We start from the raw sequence: 18,575 nt of genomic DNA, 5'->3' as shown, positions 1-18,575 counted from the left end.
GACCGGGAGAGAGTTGGTCAGGCGGCCTGAACCTTGCGGGCGGTGCGCGCCCATGCCGGCAGCCAATCGCCATGCGCGGCCAGCAGTTCGTCCGTCATCGCCCAGATCTGGTCGAGGTCGAGTTCGGCCGCCGTATGCGGGTCCATCATCGCGGCGTGGTAGATATGCTCGCGATTTTCCGTCATCAGCGCCTGAACCGTCAGTTCCTGGACGTTGATGTTCGTGCGCATCAGCGCGGTGAGCTGCGGCGGCAGATCGCCCACGAAGGTCGGCTGGATGCCGGATGCATCGACCAGGCACGGCACTTCAGCGGCGCAATTCTCCGGCAGCGAGGTGATGCAGCCGTTGTTGCGGACGTTGCCGTAGATCACGGAGGGTTCGCCGGTCCAGACCGAGTTGATGATCGAGGAGGCATATTCCTTCGACTGCTTGACCTCGATCTTGTCGGCCGAGCGATAGGCTTCCGCCTGGCCCTTCCAACGCTCGATCTGCTCGATGCAGCGCTTCGGATATTCGTCGAGCGGGATGCCGAACTTCTCGATCAGGTCCTCGCGGCCTTCCTTGATGAAGTAGGGCGTGTACTCGGCGAAATGCTCGGAGCTTTCGGTGACGAAATAGCCGAGGCGGGTCAGCATCTCGTAGCGCACTTTGTTCGGGCAACGCGGGTTCCAGCCCGGCTTCGGCGCACGTCCCTCGCGATAGGCGCGGACGAGATCCGGATAGAGATCCTTGTAGGAGCCGTCTGGCTGGCGATGCTCGAACTTCAGGTAGAAGGCCATGTGGTTGATGCCGGCCGAGCGGTAGCGGATGTCCTCGTAGGGGATATCCAGATCGTGGGCGAGTTCCATTGCCGTGCCCTGCACCGAGTGGCAGAGGCCGACCTGCTTGATCGTCGGATACTTCTCGGCGATCGCCCAGGTGTTGATCGCCATCGGGTTGACGTACTGCAGCATGATCGCTTCCGGGCAGACGGCGAGCATGTCCTCGCAGATCTTCCACAGGTGCGGTACCGTGCGCAGGCCGCGCATGATGCCGCCGACGCCGAGCGTATCGGCGATCGTCTGGCGCAGGCCGAACTTCTTCGGGATGTCGAAGTCGGTCACCGTGCAGGGCTCATAGCCACCGATCTGGAAGGCGACGACGACGAAGTCGGCACCTGTCAACGCCTTGCGCTGGTCGGAATAGGTCTCGGCCTTAGCCTTGACGCCCAGCGTCGAGATCAGCTTGTTGACGACGATGGCGCTTTCTTCCAAGCGCTGCGGATTGATGTCCATCAGGGCGATGGTTGCTCCCGACAGCGCGGGTCGCTGCAGCACGTCGCCGATGATGTTCTTCATGAAGACGGTGGAACCAGCTCCGATGAAGGTGATCTTGGGGTTTCTTGCCATAATATCCTCCGGCATTGGCAATCAGGCTACCTCGAAAGCGGCTTTGACGAGCCGTTCGGTGTAGGCGGTCTTGGGATTGGTGAGAACTTCGTTGACGTGTCCCTCTTCCATGATCTTGCCATGCTGCATGACAATCACCCGGTGGCAGAGGGCACGCACGACTTTGAGATCGTGCGAAATGAAGAGGTAGCTCAGGCCGCGCTCGTCTTGCAGCTTGCGCAGCAATTCGATGATCTGCGCCTGAACCGAGAGGTCGAGCGCCGAGGTGGGCTCGTCGAGCAGGATGAACTCCGGCTCGAGCGCGATGGCTCGGGCAATGGCGATACGCTGGCGCTGGCCGCCCGAGAACTCATGCGGAAAGCGCGACAGGATATTGCCCGGCATGCCCGCCGCGATCAGCGCCTCGCGTACGCGGTCCAGCCGCTCGGCCTTGGTCGCGCCGAGCTTGTTGACCACAAGCCCTTCCTCGATGATCTGGCCGATCGTCATGCGCGGATTGAGCGATGAGAACGGGTCCTGGAAGACGATCTGCATCCGTGAGCGCAGCGGCCGCATCTCGGTACGAGACTTGCCGTGGATCGGCTGGCGGTCGAAATAAATCTCGCCATTATCGGCGTCATTCAACCGCAGCAGCGCCTGTCCGAAGGTCGTCTTGCCGGAGCCGGACTCGCCGACGAGGCCGAGCGTTTCGTGTTTGCGCAGCGTCAGCCCTAGGCTGTCGACCGCCACGAGTTCCTTCAGCTCCGGCTTGAAGAAGCTACCGTGGCGCATCATGAAGGAAACGCGCACGCCCTTGGCGTCGAGGATGACCTCGGAGCCCTCCGGCAGCGGGTTCGCCTGCCCGCGCGGCTCGGAACTCAGCAGATGCTTGGTGTAGCTGTGCTGCGGATTGGCGAAGAGCTTTTCCGTCGTGTTGTGCTCGCGCATCTCGCCGTGCTGCATCACGTAGACGTAGTCGGAGAACTGCCGGACGACGGTCAGGTCGTGGGTGATCAGGATCACCGCCATCCGCATTTCCTTCTGCAGCTTGCGGATGAGGTTGAGGATCTGCGCCTGCACCGTCACGTCGAGCGCGGTCGTCGGCTCGTCGGCGATCAGAACGTCGGGTTCGTTGGAGAGCGCCATGGCGATCATCACGCGCTGACGCTGGCCGCCGGACAGCTGGTGCGGATACTGCTTCAGGCGCGCTTCGGGATCGGGGATCTGCACCTGCTTCAGCAGTTCGAGCGCACGCGCTTCCGCCTGCTTCTTGCTCACCTTGCGGTGCACGCGGATCGCTTCGACGATCTGGCTGCCGATCGTGTAGATCGGGTTCAGCGAGCTCATCGGCTCCTGGAAGATCATCGAGATCCGGTCGCCGCGCAGCTTGCGGCGCTCGCGTTCGGGATATTTCAGGATGTTGGCGCCGTCATAGTCTACGGTGGATTTCGGCGCGACGACGGCGCGCTTCGACAAGAGCCCCATGACGGTGCGGGCCGTCACGGACTTGCCGGAGCCGGATTCGCCGACGATGGCGATGGTTTCCCCGCGGTAGAGCTGGAAGGAAATGTCCTTCACCGCTTCCACGGTACCGTGCTCGACCTTGAAGTTGACGCCGATGTTGCGGGCGTCGATGACGGGGCTTTCCTTGTGCGCATCGTGATCGAAACGGACGGGCGGGGCAAACGAGTTGACGAGTGCGAGAGCCATGTTCTTCACCTCAATCAATAGGGATCGACCGCGTCGCGCAGACCGTCGCCGAGCGCGTTGAACGCGAAGACGGTGACGAGCACGAAGCCGACGGGGGCGAGAATCCAGGGATAGGTGCCGATCACCGAATAGTTCGCGGTGTCCTGCAGCATCAGCCCCCAGGAGATCAGCGGCGGCTTCACGGCGAAGCCGAGGAAGCCGAGGAAGGATTCGAGCAGCACGACGCTCGGGATATGCAACGTGACGGCGACGATGACGTGGCTCATCACGTTCGGAAAGATGTGCTGGAAGATGATGCGCCGGTCGGTGGCGCCGACGGCCATCGCCGCGCGGACGTAATCGATACGGGCAAGCGCCAGCGTCTTGCCGCGCACCTCACGCGACATCTGCGCCCAGCCGAGCGCCGACATGACGACGATAACGAAGGCGAGGAAGACATTGGTCGGCGCCGTCACCGGGATCAGCGAGGTCAGCGCCAGATAGAGCGGCAGCTGCGGAAAGGCGAGCACGATCTCCACGAAGCGCTGTACCCAGGCGTCGAACGAGCCACCGAAATAGCCGGAGACCATGCCGACGGTGGTGCCGATGACGGTGACGATGAAGACGACGGTCAGTGCGATGGTGAGCGAGATGCGCGAGCCGATGATGGCGCGAGAGAGAACGTCACGGCCGAACTTGTCGGTGCCCAGGAAATGTACCGGCTGCCCATCGACGGAGCCGAAGAAGTGGCGGTCGGTCGGGATCAGGCCGAGAAGGTTGTACTCCGAGCCCTTGACGAAGAAGCCGAGCAGGCGTGGATTGTCGTAGTCGGGGCCGACGATCGGCTGGAAGGTGACGGGATCGAGCTCCTCGGATTCGCCTAACGCATAGACGCGCGGCGGATAGGTGAGATTGCCGTCCTTGTCGTGGAAGCTCACCATCTGCGGCGGCGCGAAGCCGGTATCGGTGGCCTTGGGGTCCATCGGCGCGAAGAAATCGGCGAACACGGCCATCAAGAGGAGCAGGCCGACGAGGACGAGGCCCATCATGCCGGTCCAGGAACGGCGCAGGCGACGCCAGACCAGCGACAGATAGCTTTCATTGCCGTTCTGCAGGCCCTTGACGGTCTCTTCGTGCGGCGGCGGGGGAGCGGAATCGAAGGCGAGCATATCAGGCTCCTCCGTACTGGCGGACGCGCGGGTCCAGCATGGCAAGCAGCATGTCAGCGATGATGTTGCCGACGATCAGCGTCGCCGAAAGAACCATCATGAAGGTGGCGGTGACATAGACGTCGCCGATCGCCATGGAGCCGACGATGGCAGGGCCGACTGTCGGCAGCGAGAAGATGATCGCCGTCTCGATTTCGCCGGTCAGCATGTAGGGAAGCACGACGCCCTGGTACATGACGAGCGGGTGCAGCGCATTGGGCACCGCATGGCGCATCACGACGGCGCTGCCCGACAGGCCCTTGGCGCGGGCCGTCTCGACATATTGCGCGTTCAGCGTATCGAGCAGATTACCGCGCATGACGCGCATGTTGTAGGCGAGCCCGCCGAAGGTGGCGATGGCGACAACAGGCCAGACGTGACTGAGGAGGTCGACGAATTTCGCCCAGGACCACGGCGCTCCGCCATATTGCGGCGAGAAGAAGCTGCCGATCTCCGAGACGTTGAACTGGAAGACGAGGAGGTAGACGATGATCAGCGCCATCAGGAAGCGCGGCACCGTCATGCCGAGGAAGGAAACGCCGGAGAGCAGGCTGTCGATCCAGCTGTACTGGCGGGTGGCCGCCCAGATGCCGAAGCCGATGCCGAGAACCGATGCGAAGATGTGACAGACGAGCGCGAGCAGCAGCGTGCGCGGCAGGCGCTCGGCCACGACGTCGGCGACCGGCTTGTTGTAGAACATGCTGTAGCCGAAATCGCCCTGGGTGACGATGCCCTTGATCCAGGCGAAATACTGGATGACCATCGGCTGGTCGAGGCCATGGGCAACGCGGTAGGCCTGGGCCTGGGCGTCGGCGGCTTCGAAGGACGCGCCGCTCTGGTTGATCAGCTGCGATCGGATGTAGTCGGCATAGTCGCCCGGCGGAGCCTGGATGATCGCGAAGGTCACGATGCTCAGGATGATCAGGACGGGGATGGCGGACGCTATGCGCACGAGCAGGAAGCGTAACATCGGGCTCGTTTCTCCTTGCTGCCAGTCGCGCCTTTCGGTGCGGCCGGCTTGTTGATCTTGCCCGGCCGCGCATCACGCGCGACCGGTCCGTTTCTTCGGGAGGAGAACTTAGTTGATCGGACCCTTTTCGCCGGGCTTGCCGGGCAGCTGCTCGGGGAACAGCTCGTACTTGCCCTGCTTGTCGGCGGCCACCCACAGGCGTTCGCGGATGACGGAGTCTTCAGCCCAGTTGAACATGAAGATCGGAGTTCCGGCAGGCACGTTCGAGAAGCGCTTGTTGATGATCAGCGCACCCGGATATTCCGTGAGCCCGACGGTATCGACGTTTTCGGTCGCGACCTTCTGGTACTGCTTCATCAGCTCGACGCGCTCGTTGTTGTCCTGGCTCGTCTGGAACTTGGTGACGATATCCACGAGCTTTTCCTCGTAGGGCATCAGGTCGACCTTGCCGTCCTTGCCGGCGCGGTGCTGCCAGCTGGTGCGGGGGCCAACAGGAGCAAGCTGCTCCGTGTTCTGCACCACGGAAGCCAGTTCCGGCGAGCTGCGCTGGATCAACCAGTCGAAGCGGCCGCCGTAATGCGCGTCGTCACGCTTCGGGCCGTCGAGGGCGTTCAGAATGACCTTGATGCCCAGCTTCTCCATCTGGCCGACAACGCCTTCGGCAAGGCTCTTGTCGGTGGCGTAGCCGTTGTTGACCAGAAGCACGATCTCGACGTTCTTGCCGCCTTCGGTTGATGCGGGGAAGTTCACGAAGCCGTCGCCGTCGGTATCCTTGAGTCCGACCTTTTCAAGCAGCGCCTTGGCGCCCTTGAGGTCGAAGGGATAGTAGACAACGGAGTTGCGGTCGTAGAAGCTCGTGCCGGAGGAAAGGCCACCGGGATAGATCGCCGTGAACGGACCCTTGACGAGAGAGTCGCCGATCGCCTTGCGGTCGAGACCCATGGTGATCGCCTTGCGGAAGTCCTCGTTGCGGTTCAGCTCGCGGACTGCCTGGCTGCGCGCATCCGGTTCACCCCAGCCGTTGCCGGAGAGGTTCATGCGCATGTTGTAGCCGATCAGGCGCGGGCCGAAGGCGAGACGGGCGGGTGCCGTCTTTTCGGCGGCGCGCTTCAGCGACGCCACGAAGTTTTCCGGCTGCTCGAGGTTCGAGATGTCGCCCGAGCCGGCAACGGCCTGCACGTCGCGGTCAGCCCAGGTCGAGAGCTTGTAGTGCAGCTCGTTGAGGTAAGGCAGTTGGTTGCCCTTCTCGTCGACCTTCCAGTAGTAGGGGTTGCGGCGCATCACGATGATATCGTCGGGACGATACTCGACCGGCACCCAGCCGCCCATGACAGGCATGTTCATGTATTCGGGCGGGAAGGCGTTCTTGAACTGGTCGTAGGTGTTCTTCGAATATTTCGGATGCTGGGGCTTCAGGATATGCGACGGGCCCGGGCAGAAGCTCGGATAGGCCATCGTGTAGAGATACTGCTTCGGGAAGGCTTCCTTGAAGGTCCACTCGACGGTGTAGTCGTCGATCTTCTTCAGCGTGGTTCCCTCGCCGAAGGCCTCGGGCGAGGCACCGCCGCCGAGCGGCGAGACGTTGGGATCGATGACTTCGTCTTCCCAGTAGAACATGATGTCATCGGCGTTGAAGGCGACGCCGTCAGACCACTTGGCGCCTTCGATCAAGTGCATGGTCAGCTTGTGGCCGTCCTGCGACCATTCCCAGCCCTTGGCGAGGTTCGGAAGCGGCTCGGTGTCCTTGGCTTCGACCTGGAAGAGCGGTGCGGTGCGCGTCAGGCATTCGGAAAGGCCGATATCGATGCCGCCCCAGCCTTGAGTCTGGCCGGCGCCGTAGTTCCAGCCTTCCGGCCGGCCGCCGATGACGTGGCGCAGCGTGTCGCCATAGACGCCGACGCCGTCGACCATGTTTTCGGTCTTGAAGACCAGCGGCTCTTTGGGGAGACGGTCCTTGACGGGCGGAAGCTTGCCGGTATCGACGAAGTTCTTCTTCACCCACTCCGGCTCGTTATACGAGGGAAGCGCCTTGAACTCCTCGATGGAGTCTCTCGATACGTATTTGATCTTGCCTTCCGCCGGGAACTGCGGCGGAACGGGCGGTGTCGTCGGCTCGGAGGCGTAGGCGCTCAAAGCCGAAACGGACACGCTCAGCGCCAGTCCGGCCAGAACGCCAAGGTTGCGGTAATGTCTCATCGTCTCTCCCTTTTGTATCGGGACGCTTGTCGGCTGCCCCGGTTCTCCTCAACGATCCGGAAACGGGCTTGCGGCGATGGCGTCCCCTCCTTGGAACGCCATCGCCACCCGTCCTCCGGGGAACTTACACGGCCTGCTTGAGCGCCGCCTTCTCGGCGCGGAGCTCGTCGATCGAGCGGACGTTGCGGCGTGCCGCACCCGCCCATTCGCGGGTTTTCACTGTCGATTTCGCCAGACGCTCCTTGGCGGCCGGAACCGCATCCGCATATTGCGGCAACCAGCGCGCCTGGGCGACGACCATTTCATCGACCATCTGCCAGACCTCTTCCGGCGTCGCCACCGCGCCGACCAGCGGGTCGTGGAGGACGGCGAGCTTCAGGAGATCGATGTCGCCGCTGATGGCGGCATGAACCGACATGCGCTGGACGTTGATCGAGGCCATGCAGGTCGCGGCACAGGCTTCCGGAATGGTGATGCCGGAGACCATGTTGATGCCGAAGCGATCGACGAAGCCAGGCGATTCAATGATCGCATCCGATGGCAGGTTGGTGATCACGCCGTTGTTCTTGAGGTTGAAGTGACCGCGATAGACCCGGCCCGTTTCGAGCGCCTCGAGAATGTGGCTGGCGTGCTCGTTGGAGCGCTTGGCCGGATCGATCGGCTTTTCGGCCGAAGCGAGGAACTGCGGGAACTCGGTCTCGAACCAGTTGCGGGTCTCGGTGGAGTGGCGGAGATATCCGCCGGTCTCGCCATGAATCCAGTCGGACATGTCGATCCACTTGGTGATTTCATCCGGCCGCTTGCGGTACCAGGGCAGGTATTCCGACAGGTGGCCGTTGCTCTCCGTCGAATAGACGCCGAAGCGCTTCAGAACGTCGATGCGCAGCTTCTCCTGCTGCGAGAACACCGGATGCGCCTCGAAGGCGGCAACCAGCTCGTCCTTGCCGATCTTGCGACCGTTGAGCTTCAGATCGACGAACCAGGTCTGGTGATTGATGCCCGAGCAGATGTAGTCGAGCTCGGAGACCGACTTGGCGCCGAGCACTTCGGCGATCTGTTCGGCGCCGTGTTGGACACCGTGGCAGAGGCCGACGGTATCGACCTTGCCGTATTCGATCGCGGCCCAGGTGTTCATCGCCATAGGGTTTGCGTAGTTCAGGAACTTGGCGCCCGGCTCGGCGACTTCGCGGATATCCTTGCAGAAGTCGAGAATGACGGGGATGTTGCGCTGGCCGTAGAGAATGCCGCCGGCGCAGATCGTGTCACCGACGCACTGGTCGATGCCGTATTTCAGCGGAATCCGGATATCGTCGGCATAGGCTTCGAGACCGCCGACGCGCACGCAGCTGATGATATAGCGGGCGCCGGTCAGAGCCTCGCGGCGGTTGGTCGTCGCCGTCACCTTGGTCGGCAGCTTGTTTGCCGAGACGATCGTGTCGAGGATCTGCTTGATCATCTGCAGATTGTGCTCGCTCATGTCGGTGAGCGCGAACTCGATGTCCCGGAACTCCGGAACGCACAGAATGTCGGTGAACAGCTTTTTCGTGAAGCCGACGCTGCCTGCGCCGATGATAGCGATTTTGAAACTCATGATCCTAGCCTCGATGCGATTAAAATGCAGGGATTGGATAACAGGAAGAAGAATAGGCCGCGGGCTTGCGTCCGACGCCGAAAAAGGCCAGAAATCCGGCTTATTCTCCTCCCCGCCGCTCCTCAAGCCCGGCGGTGTTCTCTCTCTTGGGGCGGATTATGCGTAAAATCTTCGGGGCCGCCAGAGAAGGATTATGCTTTCATGGGTAATTCTGTGCTGCAAGATTTGATTGATCGAGGACCGTCCATGCGCACCGTTTCGCTGCCGCGCGGCCGACAATCCCTGCATACCATGCCGACAAGCACCGGTTACGAGCTACGCGAGAATGCTACCTATGACTGGGACGGCCGCAAGCGCGGGCAGACACCTTTTACCGTATTGCAGCATACGATCAGCGGTGCGGGCAATCTGCGCTACGAGAATCGCGAGCTGCGGGTGAAGGAGGGCGAGACACTGCTGGTGTTGGTACCCCACAATCACCGCTACTGGCTGGAGGATGGCGATCGCTGGGAGTTTTTCTGGATCTCGATGAACGGCGAGGAAGCGCTGCGCATTCACCGGTCCATCCTCGCGGTCACCGGTCCGATCTTGAAGCTACAGCCGCAGACGGTTGAGCATCTTGCCGATTGCAGCCTGCGGCTCATCACCGGCGGCGAGACGCCGGGGCTGGCATCCTCCATCGCCTATGAGGCGGCGATGGCGCTTTATGACGACGTTTTCGGTTCGCATCCGGTGTTCAGCGAGGAATACAGGACGATGCAGCACGTCATCGACTACATCACCGACAACCTGGAAAAGCCGCTGCCGGTGGAAGACCTCGCAAAGGTAGCGGGCCTCAGCCGCGCGCACTTCTCGCGCATGTTCGCCGCCAACGAAGGCCTGCCGCCGGCGGAATACGTGCTGCAGAAGCGGCTGAAACGGGCAGTGAAGCTGCTGACGAAGACCGCCCACATGCCGGTCAAGGAAGTGGCGATCCGCTCCGGCTTCGAGGATGCCAACTACTTCTCCAAGGTGTTCCGTCGCGTCTACGGCACGAACCCCACAGAGTTCCGCACCACGGGCATGTATGCCAGCGTCGGCAAACCGCGCTCATAGCAATAGGGCAAGATCAGTCCGCGGGTTTTTCCGGCGCGGCGGCACGATCGGCATCCGAAGGCGCAGGTGCGGATGGCAGTGGCCGCGACCCGACATAGTAAGCACAGCCCCCGATCACCAAGCCGACGAACAGCGCTAGCCATATGCCCGGGCTTGCGGCGAGATAGAACACCACATAACCGCCGGCCATGCCGCTCAGCGCCATCGCCTTGGCGCGCATCGATATCGCGCCTTGGTCGCGCCACGCCCGCAATGTCGGACCGAATGTCGGATGATTCAGCACCCAGGTTTCGAGGCGCGGCGACGAGCGGGTGAAGCACCAGACGGCAAGGATGAGGAAGATCGTCGTCGGCATGAGCGGCAGCAGCGCGCCGATAAAGGCGAGGACCAGCATCAATATGCCAAGGACGAAATATCCTGCACGCAAAGTGTAGGCGGTGACGCGGCCGGGTTTCACAGACATCTTCCGGTTTATAGAGGGCTGAATATCCCTTTCACGACACTGTCGCGGAATGCAAGGGCATAGCCGGTTTTCCGGTGGCCGACGCTATTCCGCCGCCTCGCGCAACGCCAACGGCTCTAAATCCTGCAACTGATCGGCATCGGGGAACAGATTGTGCCTCAGACCGACCAGCGCCATCAGGATTTTCCGCACCGCCGACGACCTGACGGGGTCGCGAACGGCATCGATCGCGGTATCAACCGCCTGCAGCAGCGACTGGGCTGGCTGCGCCTCGGGCCGGCGCCGTCTTTCCCCGTAGAAGGACGCGACCGCATCGAGAACCTTGTCCACTGTTGCACGCTGATCGGCGAGAAGCAGACCCTTGTAAGCCTGCAAATCGGCGACGCTGGTACCGACGCGCATGTCCTTCAGCATATCCGCCTGGATGACGGCGGAACCTTCCGCGATCGAACCGAGACGCGGCACCATCAGCGAGAGCCGATCCAGCATTGTATAGAGCAGAGCCTCGGGATCGCGCTTCTGCGACTTGCGCGCCACCATGGCGATGTCTGTCCACGCCGCCTTCAAGAGCCTGCGCGCACTCCACTCCGCACCAACCGAGCGAACCACGGCGGCAATGCCGATCGCCATCAGCGTTCCGAGGATGGTCGAGAGATTGGTGTTCAGGAAGGATGCGAGATCGAAGCTGGGCCGCGATTGCAGCGTCAGCATGGTCGGGATGTTGGCGGACAAGGCCATGCCGAGCAGGAAGGTCGATGGCCGGGCGATCAGCACGCCAAGCGGCAGGAAAAGGAAGCTCAGCGCCAGCACCAGTGAGGAAAACCCGGTTAGAACAGGCATGAGCGCGAAGACGAAGATGAAACTCAAGACGATCGCGATCATGCTGAAGATCGTGAACTTCCGGATCATCGGCGTCGGATTGTCCATGGCGGCGAAGAAGCAGATCAAGATGCCGGCGATCACAGGCGCGCCGGCACCGCTGCTCCAGCCCGTCATGATCCAGAAAACCGTTCCAAGCACGATAGCCAACGCCGCCGAGAAGCCGGAGAAAAGCGCCATGCCGTAGTCTTTGTGACTAGGGCGCGCTGTCGCCTGCGCAAAACCGGACGACTGCACTCTTCGGGCGTTTCGTGATCCCGAGGCAATATCCTGTCGGAGCGCGACGCACTCGTTCCATATCTCCAGGAGATCGCGCAGCCGGGCGGCGAAGTCGAGCACGAGGAGGTCCTGCCAACGGCTTGAGGATTTTGCTTCGACCTCGAGATGCTCAAGCGGAGCAAGGAGTTCACGGTAGCGCTCCTCCGAGATCGGCTCTTTCGTCCGCATCCACTCCCCGGCATCGGCGATGAGCGCCTTGACGGCGGGTGCGTGCTCATAGCCCGTACTTGCGAGTGCGGCATCCACATCCACGAGGCCAGAAACCACCGGCAGGAGTGTGATCATCAGCCCCTGCAACTCGCGCGAAGCGCCGACGAGATCGCTGTGGCTTGAGGTGTCGTAGGACACGTGGGTCGTGAACATTCTGATATCGGCGGCCTCTGCCGCAAGGCGGCGAGAGGTCCGCACCAGTGCGGGATCCTCGGGGCGCCTGTCGAGCGCTGCCGAGATCAGAACGCAAGCATCGCCCAGCCAGGCATCGATGCGCGCCGTCAGCACCGGCCCGGCGTGGCGCGGGAAAACCACTCTGTTGATGACTGCGGCGCAGATGATGGCCACGAAAATCTCGATGACGCGCGAGGTGGTGTAGGTGAAGACCGTCTCCGGGTTATTCACCAGCGGAAAGCTAGTGAGCGCGGTCGTATAGCCGGCCAGCATGAACCCGTAGCTGCGCGGCGTGCGGTCGAGCAGGCTGATTGCGAGACAGAAGGCGACCCAGAGCGCGATCGCCAAGGTCAGCAATTCCGGCGCATTCACGAGATTGGGCACGAGCACGATACTCATCGCCCCACCCACCGCCGTGCCGACCAAGCGATAGACCGCCTTGGACGTGCTTGCGCCGGATAGCGGATGCGCGACGATATAGACGGTCGTGACAGCCCAATAGGGGTTAGGCAGGTCAAAGCACAGAGCAATGAACAGCGCCAGCATGGCTGCCATGAACGTCTTTATCGAAAAGACCATGTCCCACGTATCGGGGAGCCAGGTGAGCTTCTTGCTTGCCATGAAAAACCGGAGGGAGCGCAGCCGCTCGCCATGAATTAGATCGCTTGCGTACTATTCGCATACGAATTAAAATAAAACAATATGCTTTACTGCGCGACCGCGCGCCTTTAGCGCTCTTCCAACGAAGATCGGCGCGGGGAGGACAGGCAGGATGACGAGGCACACAAAAACCTTGAGCCGCAGGGCGGCGATCACATCCAGCCTGCTGCAGGCAGGAAGCATCTGGAAACGGATGGCGGAGAAGGCGTTGGTCGAAGACGGAATTTCCGCGTCGCGCGCCAATCTCCTCATTCTCGTCAACCGCTCCGGCGGCGGCGTGCGCCAAGTGCAGCTTGCAGACAGCCTGGGGCTGGCCAGCCAATCTCTGGTCCGCCTGCTGGATGAGTTGACAGCCAGTGGCCATATCGAGCGCAGGGACGACCCCGCCGACAGGCGCGCCAAAACCATATGGCTCACCCGAGAGGGACAGGAGCTGGCCGATCGCATCGAGCTCGTCGTGACGTCATTGCGAGAAAAGGTGCTTCGGAACATCGACGACGCTGACATCGAGGCGGCCTACCGCGTTCTCGATGCCATCGTACGGGCGAGCGACGAAAATTCTAATACAGATTGATCTCAAGAAGAAATGATATAAAACCGTCACAAATAATGAGAACAAAGCGACCAATATCGAATACGTTCTTCAACTATTGCTGTCATTAATGCAACAGCAAGCGAATCAAATAGAAAATTTCAGTCAATACATCATTTTGACTGCACACATTTTATTTGCCTGAATATTTGGACTGCTATAAAAGAGATTACAAATAAAAAACACCACCCCGGAAACGCCCTTCAAGTTACCTGCAGCATGATGATGTCAGGATTGAAGAAGATGAAGGCCGCAACCACGAGTATCGATCCGAGGGACCGTAAGATACTGTCTGTATCGCGTATCCTGGGTTATGCGTTCGCATTTATGCTGATCTTCATCATCGCGATGGCGATGATACCGAACCAGTTCTTCATCGTCTCGACACGGGCGGTGATCAACGCACCGGTGCAGATGATCGCCTCGCCCATCTACGGCAGGGTCGATAAGATTTCGCTACAGGTCGGCCAAGTGGTCAATCTCGGCGACGTCATGGCGACGGTTTCGAACCCCAACCAGGACCAGACATCGCTGACCGGACTGAGGCTCGAGAAGCTGGATCTGACCGAAAAGCTCAACAACACGACGAGCGTGGCTGCCGAGCGCACAGAACAGCTGAACAAGGTCAAGACACAGATCGACAGCGTAAAGGCCGGCGTTTTGAGCGAGCTGTCGGCGGTGATCGTCAACTCCGAATTCAATGTGCAGAACTATCAGGCCCGCCTCGCCGAGCAGGACGCGCTGCTGCAGCGCCAGCAGACACTGCTGAAAAAGGGCCTGATCTCGGACACGAGCCTCGAGCCGCAGCGCCAGAAGCGCAATGCAGCCCAGGCCGAGCTTGATTCCGCCAAGGGCGAGCTGCGCCGCAACGAGATTGTACAATCGCTCGTCGGCCGCGATATCTATACCGGCGGTACCGTTGCCGCGAACCTGCTGACGCTCGAGATGCAGCGCACGAAACTCGCCGGCGACATCGCCGAGGACAATATCGAAATCAACCAGATGACGGAGCGCAAGCAGCAGGTCGAAAACCTGATCTCGCGCGAAGAAGGTCGCCTCGGAAAGACCGGCGCGGCCGAAGTGACCGCCGAACGCCACGGCCAGATCGTCAGCGTCGATGCATCCTTCGGCGACTTCGTCATGCAGGGCCAGCCAGTCGCCAAGTCGCTCGACTGCACCGAGGCCTTCGCCGCCGCCGTCTATCGAAGCCGTGACGTGACCGCGCTCGAGATCGGCACGCCCGCGATGGTCAACTTCCGCAGCCTGGGCGTGAAGCGCAGCGGGCACATCTACAAGATCGTCCGATACTTCAACTCCGGCCCCGAGAACCGCTATTTCGCGAAATTCCCCGAGGCCGAAGGACATGAGGTCTATGTCCTCGTCAAGATCGACGAGCCGACGGCCCAGGATGGCAGCGTGGCCCAGCAGAACAACGACAAGTTCTTCGGATGCCACGTCGGTGAGGATGTTATCGTCTCTCTCGGCGAGACCATCACCTCGCGTATCGCGCGATACTCGATGGCCGTCGTTGCCGGGCTGACATCGCCGGCGAGCATTCTCTCGGCATCCACATCGCTGGACAAGGGCACCGGTCCGCGACTGCCGACCAACAAGACTGCGACACCCTGAAGAGCCAAGCTGAACGTTTATCTGCGTATCGCGAGGGGCGAAAATGAAGGGCATGATCTCGTCAATGGGTGAGGTTTGGCGCGCGGTGGTCGCATCACTCCTGGCCACCTTACTGGTTGCAGCGGCGATCGGCACCGCGCGGGCCGATGACACAGGCAACAAGCAGCTCGCCTGCTCGATGTGCGACGCGCTGGCCGCGAAGATGACGGGCGAGCCCGAGCAGCCATTCGTCTTTCGCAGTTTCGAGCCGGCCAATGGCGGCTCGGCGTTGCATCCGTCGCTGGAGAACACCGGCTTCACCTACGACAATGCGCTTGCGATGATGGCGCTTTACGGCTGCCAGCGCACGGCCGAAGCCCGCCGCGTTGCCGATGCGCTGGTGGTCGCCCTTGAGACCGACCGCCACTACCACGACGGACGCCTGCGCAACGCCTATCGCTCCGGGGCAGTCGTTCCGGGCAAGGAAGGCATGCTGCTTCCCGGCTATTGGAGCACGGCCAGCAACTCCTGGATCGAGGACGGCTATCAGGTCGGCACGGCGACCGGCAGCACTGCCTGGGGCGCGCTCGCCCTGCTGATGGCCTATGAGGAGACCAATCAGCAGGCCTATCTCGACTCCGCCCGCAAGATCATGGACTGGATTCACCGCAACACGGCCGACCCGAAGAATGCCGGCTATTTCGGCGGCTTCTTCGGCCACGAGCCGACGCCGGAGCGGATGACGTGGAAATCGACGGAGCATAATCTCGACGTCTACGCCGCCGACAATTGGCTCGCCCGGCTGGATGCGGGTGGCGACTGGACGCACCAGGGCGACAGCGCGTTGCAGTTTCTCAAAGCCATGTGGAACGAGCCGGAAGGCCGCTTCTATATCGGCAGCGTGCCTGACAGCAACGCACCGAATGTCGGCATGTCGGGCCTTGATGCCGAACTCTGGCCGCTGATCGCGGTTCCGGACTTCAAGTCCAAGGCCGATCGCGTGATGGAATGGACCGACCTGAACCACGGCGTGGAAGGCGGCTACGATTTCAACAACGACCGCGATGGCGTCTGGCTGGAAGGCACGGCGCAGGCCGCGCTCGTGCTTCGCCAGACCGGCCACCCCGAGAAGGCCGAGCCGCTTTTTGCCACCATCGCCAAGCAGCGCGAACCCGGCGGCCTCGTCTACGCCACGGAAAACGAACAGCTGACAACCGGCCTGCAGGTCGGCCCGAACTCGGCGCCCGGCGACTTCAACTACTACCGACTGCCGCATATCGGCGCGACCGGCTGGGCCGTTCTTGCCGCTCTCGATATCAACCCCTTCGTTGGCCTGAAAGGCCAGGCGAAGGCCAGCAGCAAGGATAGTCCATGTCCCCCGAAGTAGTCACATTGTCGGACTCAATACTATTCTCACTGCTGGCGATCGCCCTGATCGTGGGCTGCGCCTGGCTGCTGGACGCCAATCGCGGCAAGGACCGCGTCATCTTCGGCACGATCCTGGTCGTCATGCTGCTGAACTACCTGTATTTCCGCATCACCAAGACCCTGCCCGATTTCGAGTGGAGCCCCTACGCCATCTGGCCGCGCTTCTATCTCGGCTTCGAAGTGGTCGTCATCTTCTACACAGTGCTGTCGATCGTCTTCTTCTTCAAGCGGACCGACCACAGCGGCGCGGCCGACGCCAGCGAGGCGCTCATCGCGCAACATTCGCGCCACCCGGCCGTCGATGTCTTCATCTGCACCTACAACGAAGAGCTCTCCATTCTTGAGCGCACCATCCTTGCCGCCAAGGCGATCGACTACAGCAATTTCACCGTCTGGGTGCTTGATGATGGGCGCCGCGATTGGCTGGAGGATTACTGCAACGAGGTCGGCGTGCGCTATCTGCGCCGCAACGACAATATCGGCGCCAAGGGCGGCAACATCAACAATGCGGTGAGACGCTCGGCCGAGGACACCAACGCGCCTTTCATCCTCATTCTCGATGCAGACTTCGCGCCGCAGCGCGGCATTCTGAAACGAACGGTGGGCCAGTTCATCGATACCGAAATCGGCCTCATCCAGACGCCGCAGTTCTATTACAACGCCGACCCCGTGCAGCATAATCTGCTGGCTTCAAAGGCGTGGGTCGACGACCAGCGCATCTTCTTCGACGTCATGCAGCCCTCCAAGGACGGATGGGGCGCGGCCTTTTGCGTCGGCACGTCCTGTATCGTGCGCCGTGATGCGCTCGATCTGATCGGCGGCATGCCGCAGGAAACGGTGACGGAAGATATCCATCTCACCTATCGCTTGATGCAGAAGGGCCTGAAAACCCGCTGGCTCAATGAACGCCTAAGCGTTGGCCTCTCCGCAGAAAGCCTCTCCGGCTACATTACTCAGCGCTGCCGCTGGTGCCTGGGGACGATCCAGGTCGCGCTCCTGAAGGATGGCCCATTTCTCGGTCGTGGCTACACGCTGATGCAGCGGCTGCACTATTTCCACGGCCTGCTCTTCTGGTTCTGCCGACCCTTCATCCTGCTCCTCATGGCCGCCCCCCTTCTCTTCTACTTCCTCGGCCTGCCCGCCATTCTGATGGAGCCGGAGGCGTTCTTCCTCTACGCGCTGCCGATGGTTGCCGGCATGTGGACGTTCCATTCCTGGGTTTCCGGGCGGCGCAGCCTGCCGCTATTCACCGAAGTGTCGCAGATGGTGTCGGCCATTCCGATCACCATCGCTCTCATCCACGCCCTCTTCCATCCCTTCGGCCGTCCCTTCAAGGTCACCGCCAAGGGCGAGGATCGCGGGCGCGTGGAGGTGCTTTATCCGATCGCCGCGACGTTCTTCGCCATCATCGTGCTGACTTTCGTCGGCATGCTCAACGGGCCATTGCTCAGCACCTATAACGATCTCGACGGCTTCAGCGTCGCCTGGGGCATGGTCGTCATGGTCTACGCCTTCGTGTCGATGCTCGTCTGTATCGAACTCCCCCGCCCGCCCCTCGAAAAGCTTGAGCTTGCGCTTGCCCGCGAGGGCCAGGTCGCAAGCGGCGGGAGGGCAGCTCTTTGCATGATCGATACGATCTCGGTCGATACGGCCAAGATCACGATGCGCGAGGAGAGCGCGCTCAGCCAGATGCGGCTAGGCGACATCCTGATCTTCGCGCCCTTCGACAACTTCGACGTCGCCGGGCAGATCACCAGCATGGACCGAGCGAATTCGGGCCTGTCGCTCGCGATCGTCGCCATCAGGGACCGGCGCGACGATTACGAGATCAAGAAGGGCGCGGAGGATATCAGACGCAAGATGGTGCAGCGCATGTTCAGCGAGATGCCGGAAGTGATGCCGGCGCGCGCCTACCCTGTTCTCGCCGTTCAGGGGCTGATGCAGCGCATGTTCGCACGGCCGGCCGTTCTGGTCGGCGACATAGAGCCCTATACGCTGAATGGGCGCCAAGCACCGCGCAAGTTCCACAAGCCGCGTTTCTTCTCGCCGAAGGTTCCGCTGCTGCAACTTGGCGGTGGCGCCACTCCGCCGGCGGCGGCCGAGTAATCCGGCCTTATTGACGCAAAGAAAAATGCCGGGCCTCCTGGAGGTCCGGCATCTCTGCTA

The 18,575-nt window shown here is 61.6% G+C and carries 13 protein-coding genes; 5 read left to right on the top strand and 8 right to left on the bottom strand.

Going from position 1 to position 18,575, the window contains the following annotated elements:
- Positions 1–17: 17 nt before the first annotated feature.
- The 6 genes from ACIQUB_RS13600 to ACIQUB_RS13575 form a co-directional block, all read right to left on the bottom strand.
- Positions 18–1,388 (bottom strand): alpha-glucosidase/alpha-galactosidase, encoded by a 1,371-nt coding sequence (locus ACIQUB_RS13600; protein ID WP_402930205.1) that lies wholly within the window; start codon positions 1,386–1,388, stop codon positions 18–20.
- Between the two features lie 21 nt (positions 1,389–1,409).
- Positions 1,410–3,077 (bottom strand): ABC transporter ATP-binding protein, encoded by a 1,668-nt coding sequence (locus tag ACIQUB_RS13595; RefSeq protein ID WP_402930203.1) that lies wholly within the window; start codon positions 3,075–3,077, stop codon positions 1,410–1,412.
- A gap of 14 nt (positions 3,078–3,091) precedes the next feature.
- A complete protein-coding gene (locus ACIQUB_RS13590) occupies positions 3,092–4,225 on the bottom strand; it encodes an ABC transporter permease (protein WP_402930201.1) in 1,134 nt (377 codons plus the stop codon).
- A 1-nt stretch (position 4,226) separates the two neighbouring features.
- On the bottom strand, positions 4,227–5,234 hold the full coding sequence (locus ACIQUB_RS13585) for an ABC transporter permease (protein ID WP_402930199.1): 1,008 nt from the start codon (positions 5,232–5,234) through the stop codon (positions 4,227–4,229).
- 108 nt (positions 5,235–5,342) lie between these two features.
- Positions 5,343–7,430, bottom strand: a complete 2,088-nt coding sequence (locus ACIQUB_RS13580; protein ID WP_402930197.1) for an ABC transporter substrate-binding protein — start codon at positions 7,428–7,430, stop codon at positions 5,343–5,345.
- A 124-nt stretch (positions 7,431–7,554) separates the two neighbouring features.
- A complete protein-coding gene (locus ACIQUB_RS13575) occupies positions 7,555–9,021 on the bottom strand; it encodes an alpha-glucosidase/alpha-galactosidase (RefSeq protein ID WP_018896861.1) in 1,467 nt (488 codons plus the stop codon).
- Between the two features lie 201 nt (positions 9,022–9,222).
- Between ACIQUB_RS13575 and ACIQUB_RS13570 the strand changes: the two genes are divergently transcribed.
- Complete coding sequence (locus tag ACIQUB_RS13570) at positions 9,223–10,116, top strand: AraC family ligand binding domain-containing protein (protein WP_402930194.1); 894 nt, start codon at positions 9,223–9,225, stop codon at positions 10,114–10,116.
- A gap of 13 nt (positions 10,117–10,129) precedes the next feature.
- Here ACIQUB_RS13570 and ACIQUB_RS13565 read toward each other — a convergent pair whose 3' ends face one another.
- Both ACIQUB_RS13565 and ACIQUB_RS13560 read right to left on the bottom strand, forming a co-directional pair.
- Positions 10,130–10,579, bottom strand: coding sequence for a YbaN family protein (locus ACIQUB_RS13565; protein ID WP_402930192.1), 450 nt, complete (start codon positions 10,577–10,579; stop codon positions 10,130–10,132).
- Between the two features lie 84 nt (positions 10,580–10,663).
- Complete coding sequence (locus tag ACIQUB_RS13560) at positions 10,664–12,742, bottom strand: FUSC family protein (RefSeq protein ID WP_402930190.1); 2,079 nt, start codon at positions 12,740–12,742, stop codon at positions 10,664–10,666.
- Positions 12,743–12,974: 232 nt separating this feature from the next.
- Between ACIQUB_RS13560 and ACIQUB_RS13555 the strand changes: the two genes are divergently transcribed.
- From ACIQUB_RS13555 to ACIQUB_RS13540, 4 genes are all read left to right on the top strand, one after another.
- Positions 12,975–13,355, top strand: a complete 381-nt coding sequence (locus ACIQUB_RS13555) for a MarR family winged helix-turn-helix transcriptional regulator (protein WP_402930188.1) — start codon at positions 12,975–12,977, stop codon at positions 13,353–13,355.
- A 261-nt stretch (positions 13,356–13,616) separates the two neighbouring features.
- Positions 13,617–15,002: an HlyD family secretion protein gene (locus ACIQUB_RS13550; RefSeq protein WP_402930186.1), complete on the top strand. Its 1,386-nt coding sequence runs from the start codon at positions 13,617–13,619 to the stop codon at positions 15,000–15,002.
- 64 nt (positions 15,003–15,066) lie between these two features.
- Positions 15,067–16,368 (top strand): hypothetical protein, encoded by a 1,302-nt coding sequence (locus ACIQUB_RS13545; RefSeq protein ID WP_402930184.1) that lies wholly within the window; start codon positions 15,067–15,069, stop codon positions 16,366–16,368.
- Entirely contained in the window at positions 16,353–18,515 is a 2,163-nt protein-coding gene (locus ACIQUB_RS13540; protein ID WP_402930182.1) for a glycosyltransferase, read from the top strand. Before ACIQUB_RS13545 ends, ACIQUB_RS13540 begins: the two co-directional genes overlap by 16 nt.
- The last annotated feature ends 60 nt before the right edge of the window (positions 18,516–18,575 follow it).

The organism is Rhizobium sp. NPDC090275 (assembly GCF_044772225.1).
In the GTDB taxonomy this organism is placed as follows: domain Bacteria; phylum Pseudomonadota; class Alphaproteobacteria; order Rhizobiales; family Rhizobiaceae; genus Rhizobium.
Note: the sequence above shows the minus strand (reverse complement) of the source record. Positions and strands in the feature narration are given on the sequence as shown.

Excerpts from the sequence above, each read along its gene's own strand:
- ACIQUB_RS13585 (WP_402930199.1), bottom strand. The coding sequence starts at position 5,234 with ATGTTACGCTTCCTGCTCGTGCGCATAGCGTCCGCCATCCCCGTCCTG.
- ACIQUB_RS13570 (WP_402930194.1), top strand. The coding sequence starts at position 9,223 with ATGGGTAATTCTGTGCTGCAAGATTTGATTGATCGAGGACCGTCCATG.
- ACIQUB_RS13580 (WP_402930197.1), bottom strand. The coding sequence starts at position 7,430 with ATGAGACATTACCGCAACCTTGGCGTTCTGGCCGGACTGGCGCTGAGC.
- ACIQUB_RS13565 (WP_402930192.1), bottom strand. The coding sequence starts at position 10,579 with ATGTCTGTGAAACCCGGCCGCGTCACCGCCTACACTTTGCGTGCAGGA.
- ACIQUB_RS13560 (WP_402930190.1), bottom strand. The coding sequence starts at position 12,742 with ATGGCAAGCAAGAAGCTCACCTGGCTCCCCGATACGTGGGACATGGTC.
- ACIQUB_RS13545 (WP_402930184.1), top strand. The coding sequence starts at position 15,067 with ATGGGTGAGGTTTGGCGCGCGGTGGTCGCATCACTCCTGGCCACCTTA.
- ACIQUB_RS13555 (WP_402930188.1), top strand. The coding sequence starts at position 12,975 with ATGGCGGAGAAGGCGTTGGTCGAAGACGGAATTTCCGCGTCGCGCGCC.
- ACIQUB_RS13550 (WP_402930186.1), top strand. The coding sequence starts at position 13,617 with ATGAAGGCCGCAACCACGAGTATCGATCCGAGGGACCGTAAGATACTG.
- ACIQUB_RS13595 (WP_402930203.1), bottom strand. The coding sequence starts at position 3,077 with ATGGCTCTCGCACTCGTCAACTCGTTTGCCCCGCCCGTCCGTTTCGAT.
- ACIQUB_RS13540 (WP_402930182.1), top strand. The coding sequence starts at position 16,353 with ATGTCCCCCGAAGTAGTCACATTGTCGGACTCAATACTATTCTCACTG.
- ACIQUB_RS13575 (WP_018896861.1), bottom strand. The coding sequence starts at position 9,021 with ATGAGTTTCAAAATCGCTATCATCGGCGCAGGCAGCGTCGGCTTCACG.
- ACIQUB_RS13590 (WP_402930201.1), bottom strand. The coding sequence starts at position 4,225 with ATGCTCGCCTTCGATTCCGCTCCCCCGCCGCCGCACGAAGAGACCGTC.
- ACIQUB_RS13600 (WP_402930205.1), bottom strand. The coding sequence starts at position 1,388 with ATGGCAAGAAACCCCAAGATCACCTTCATCGGAGCTGGTTCCACCGTC.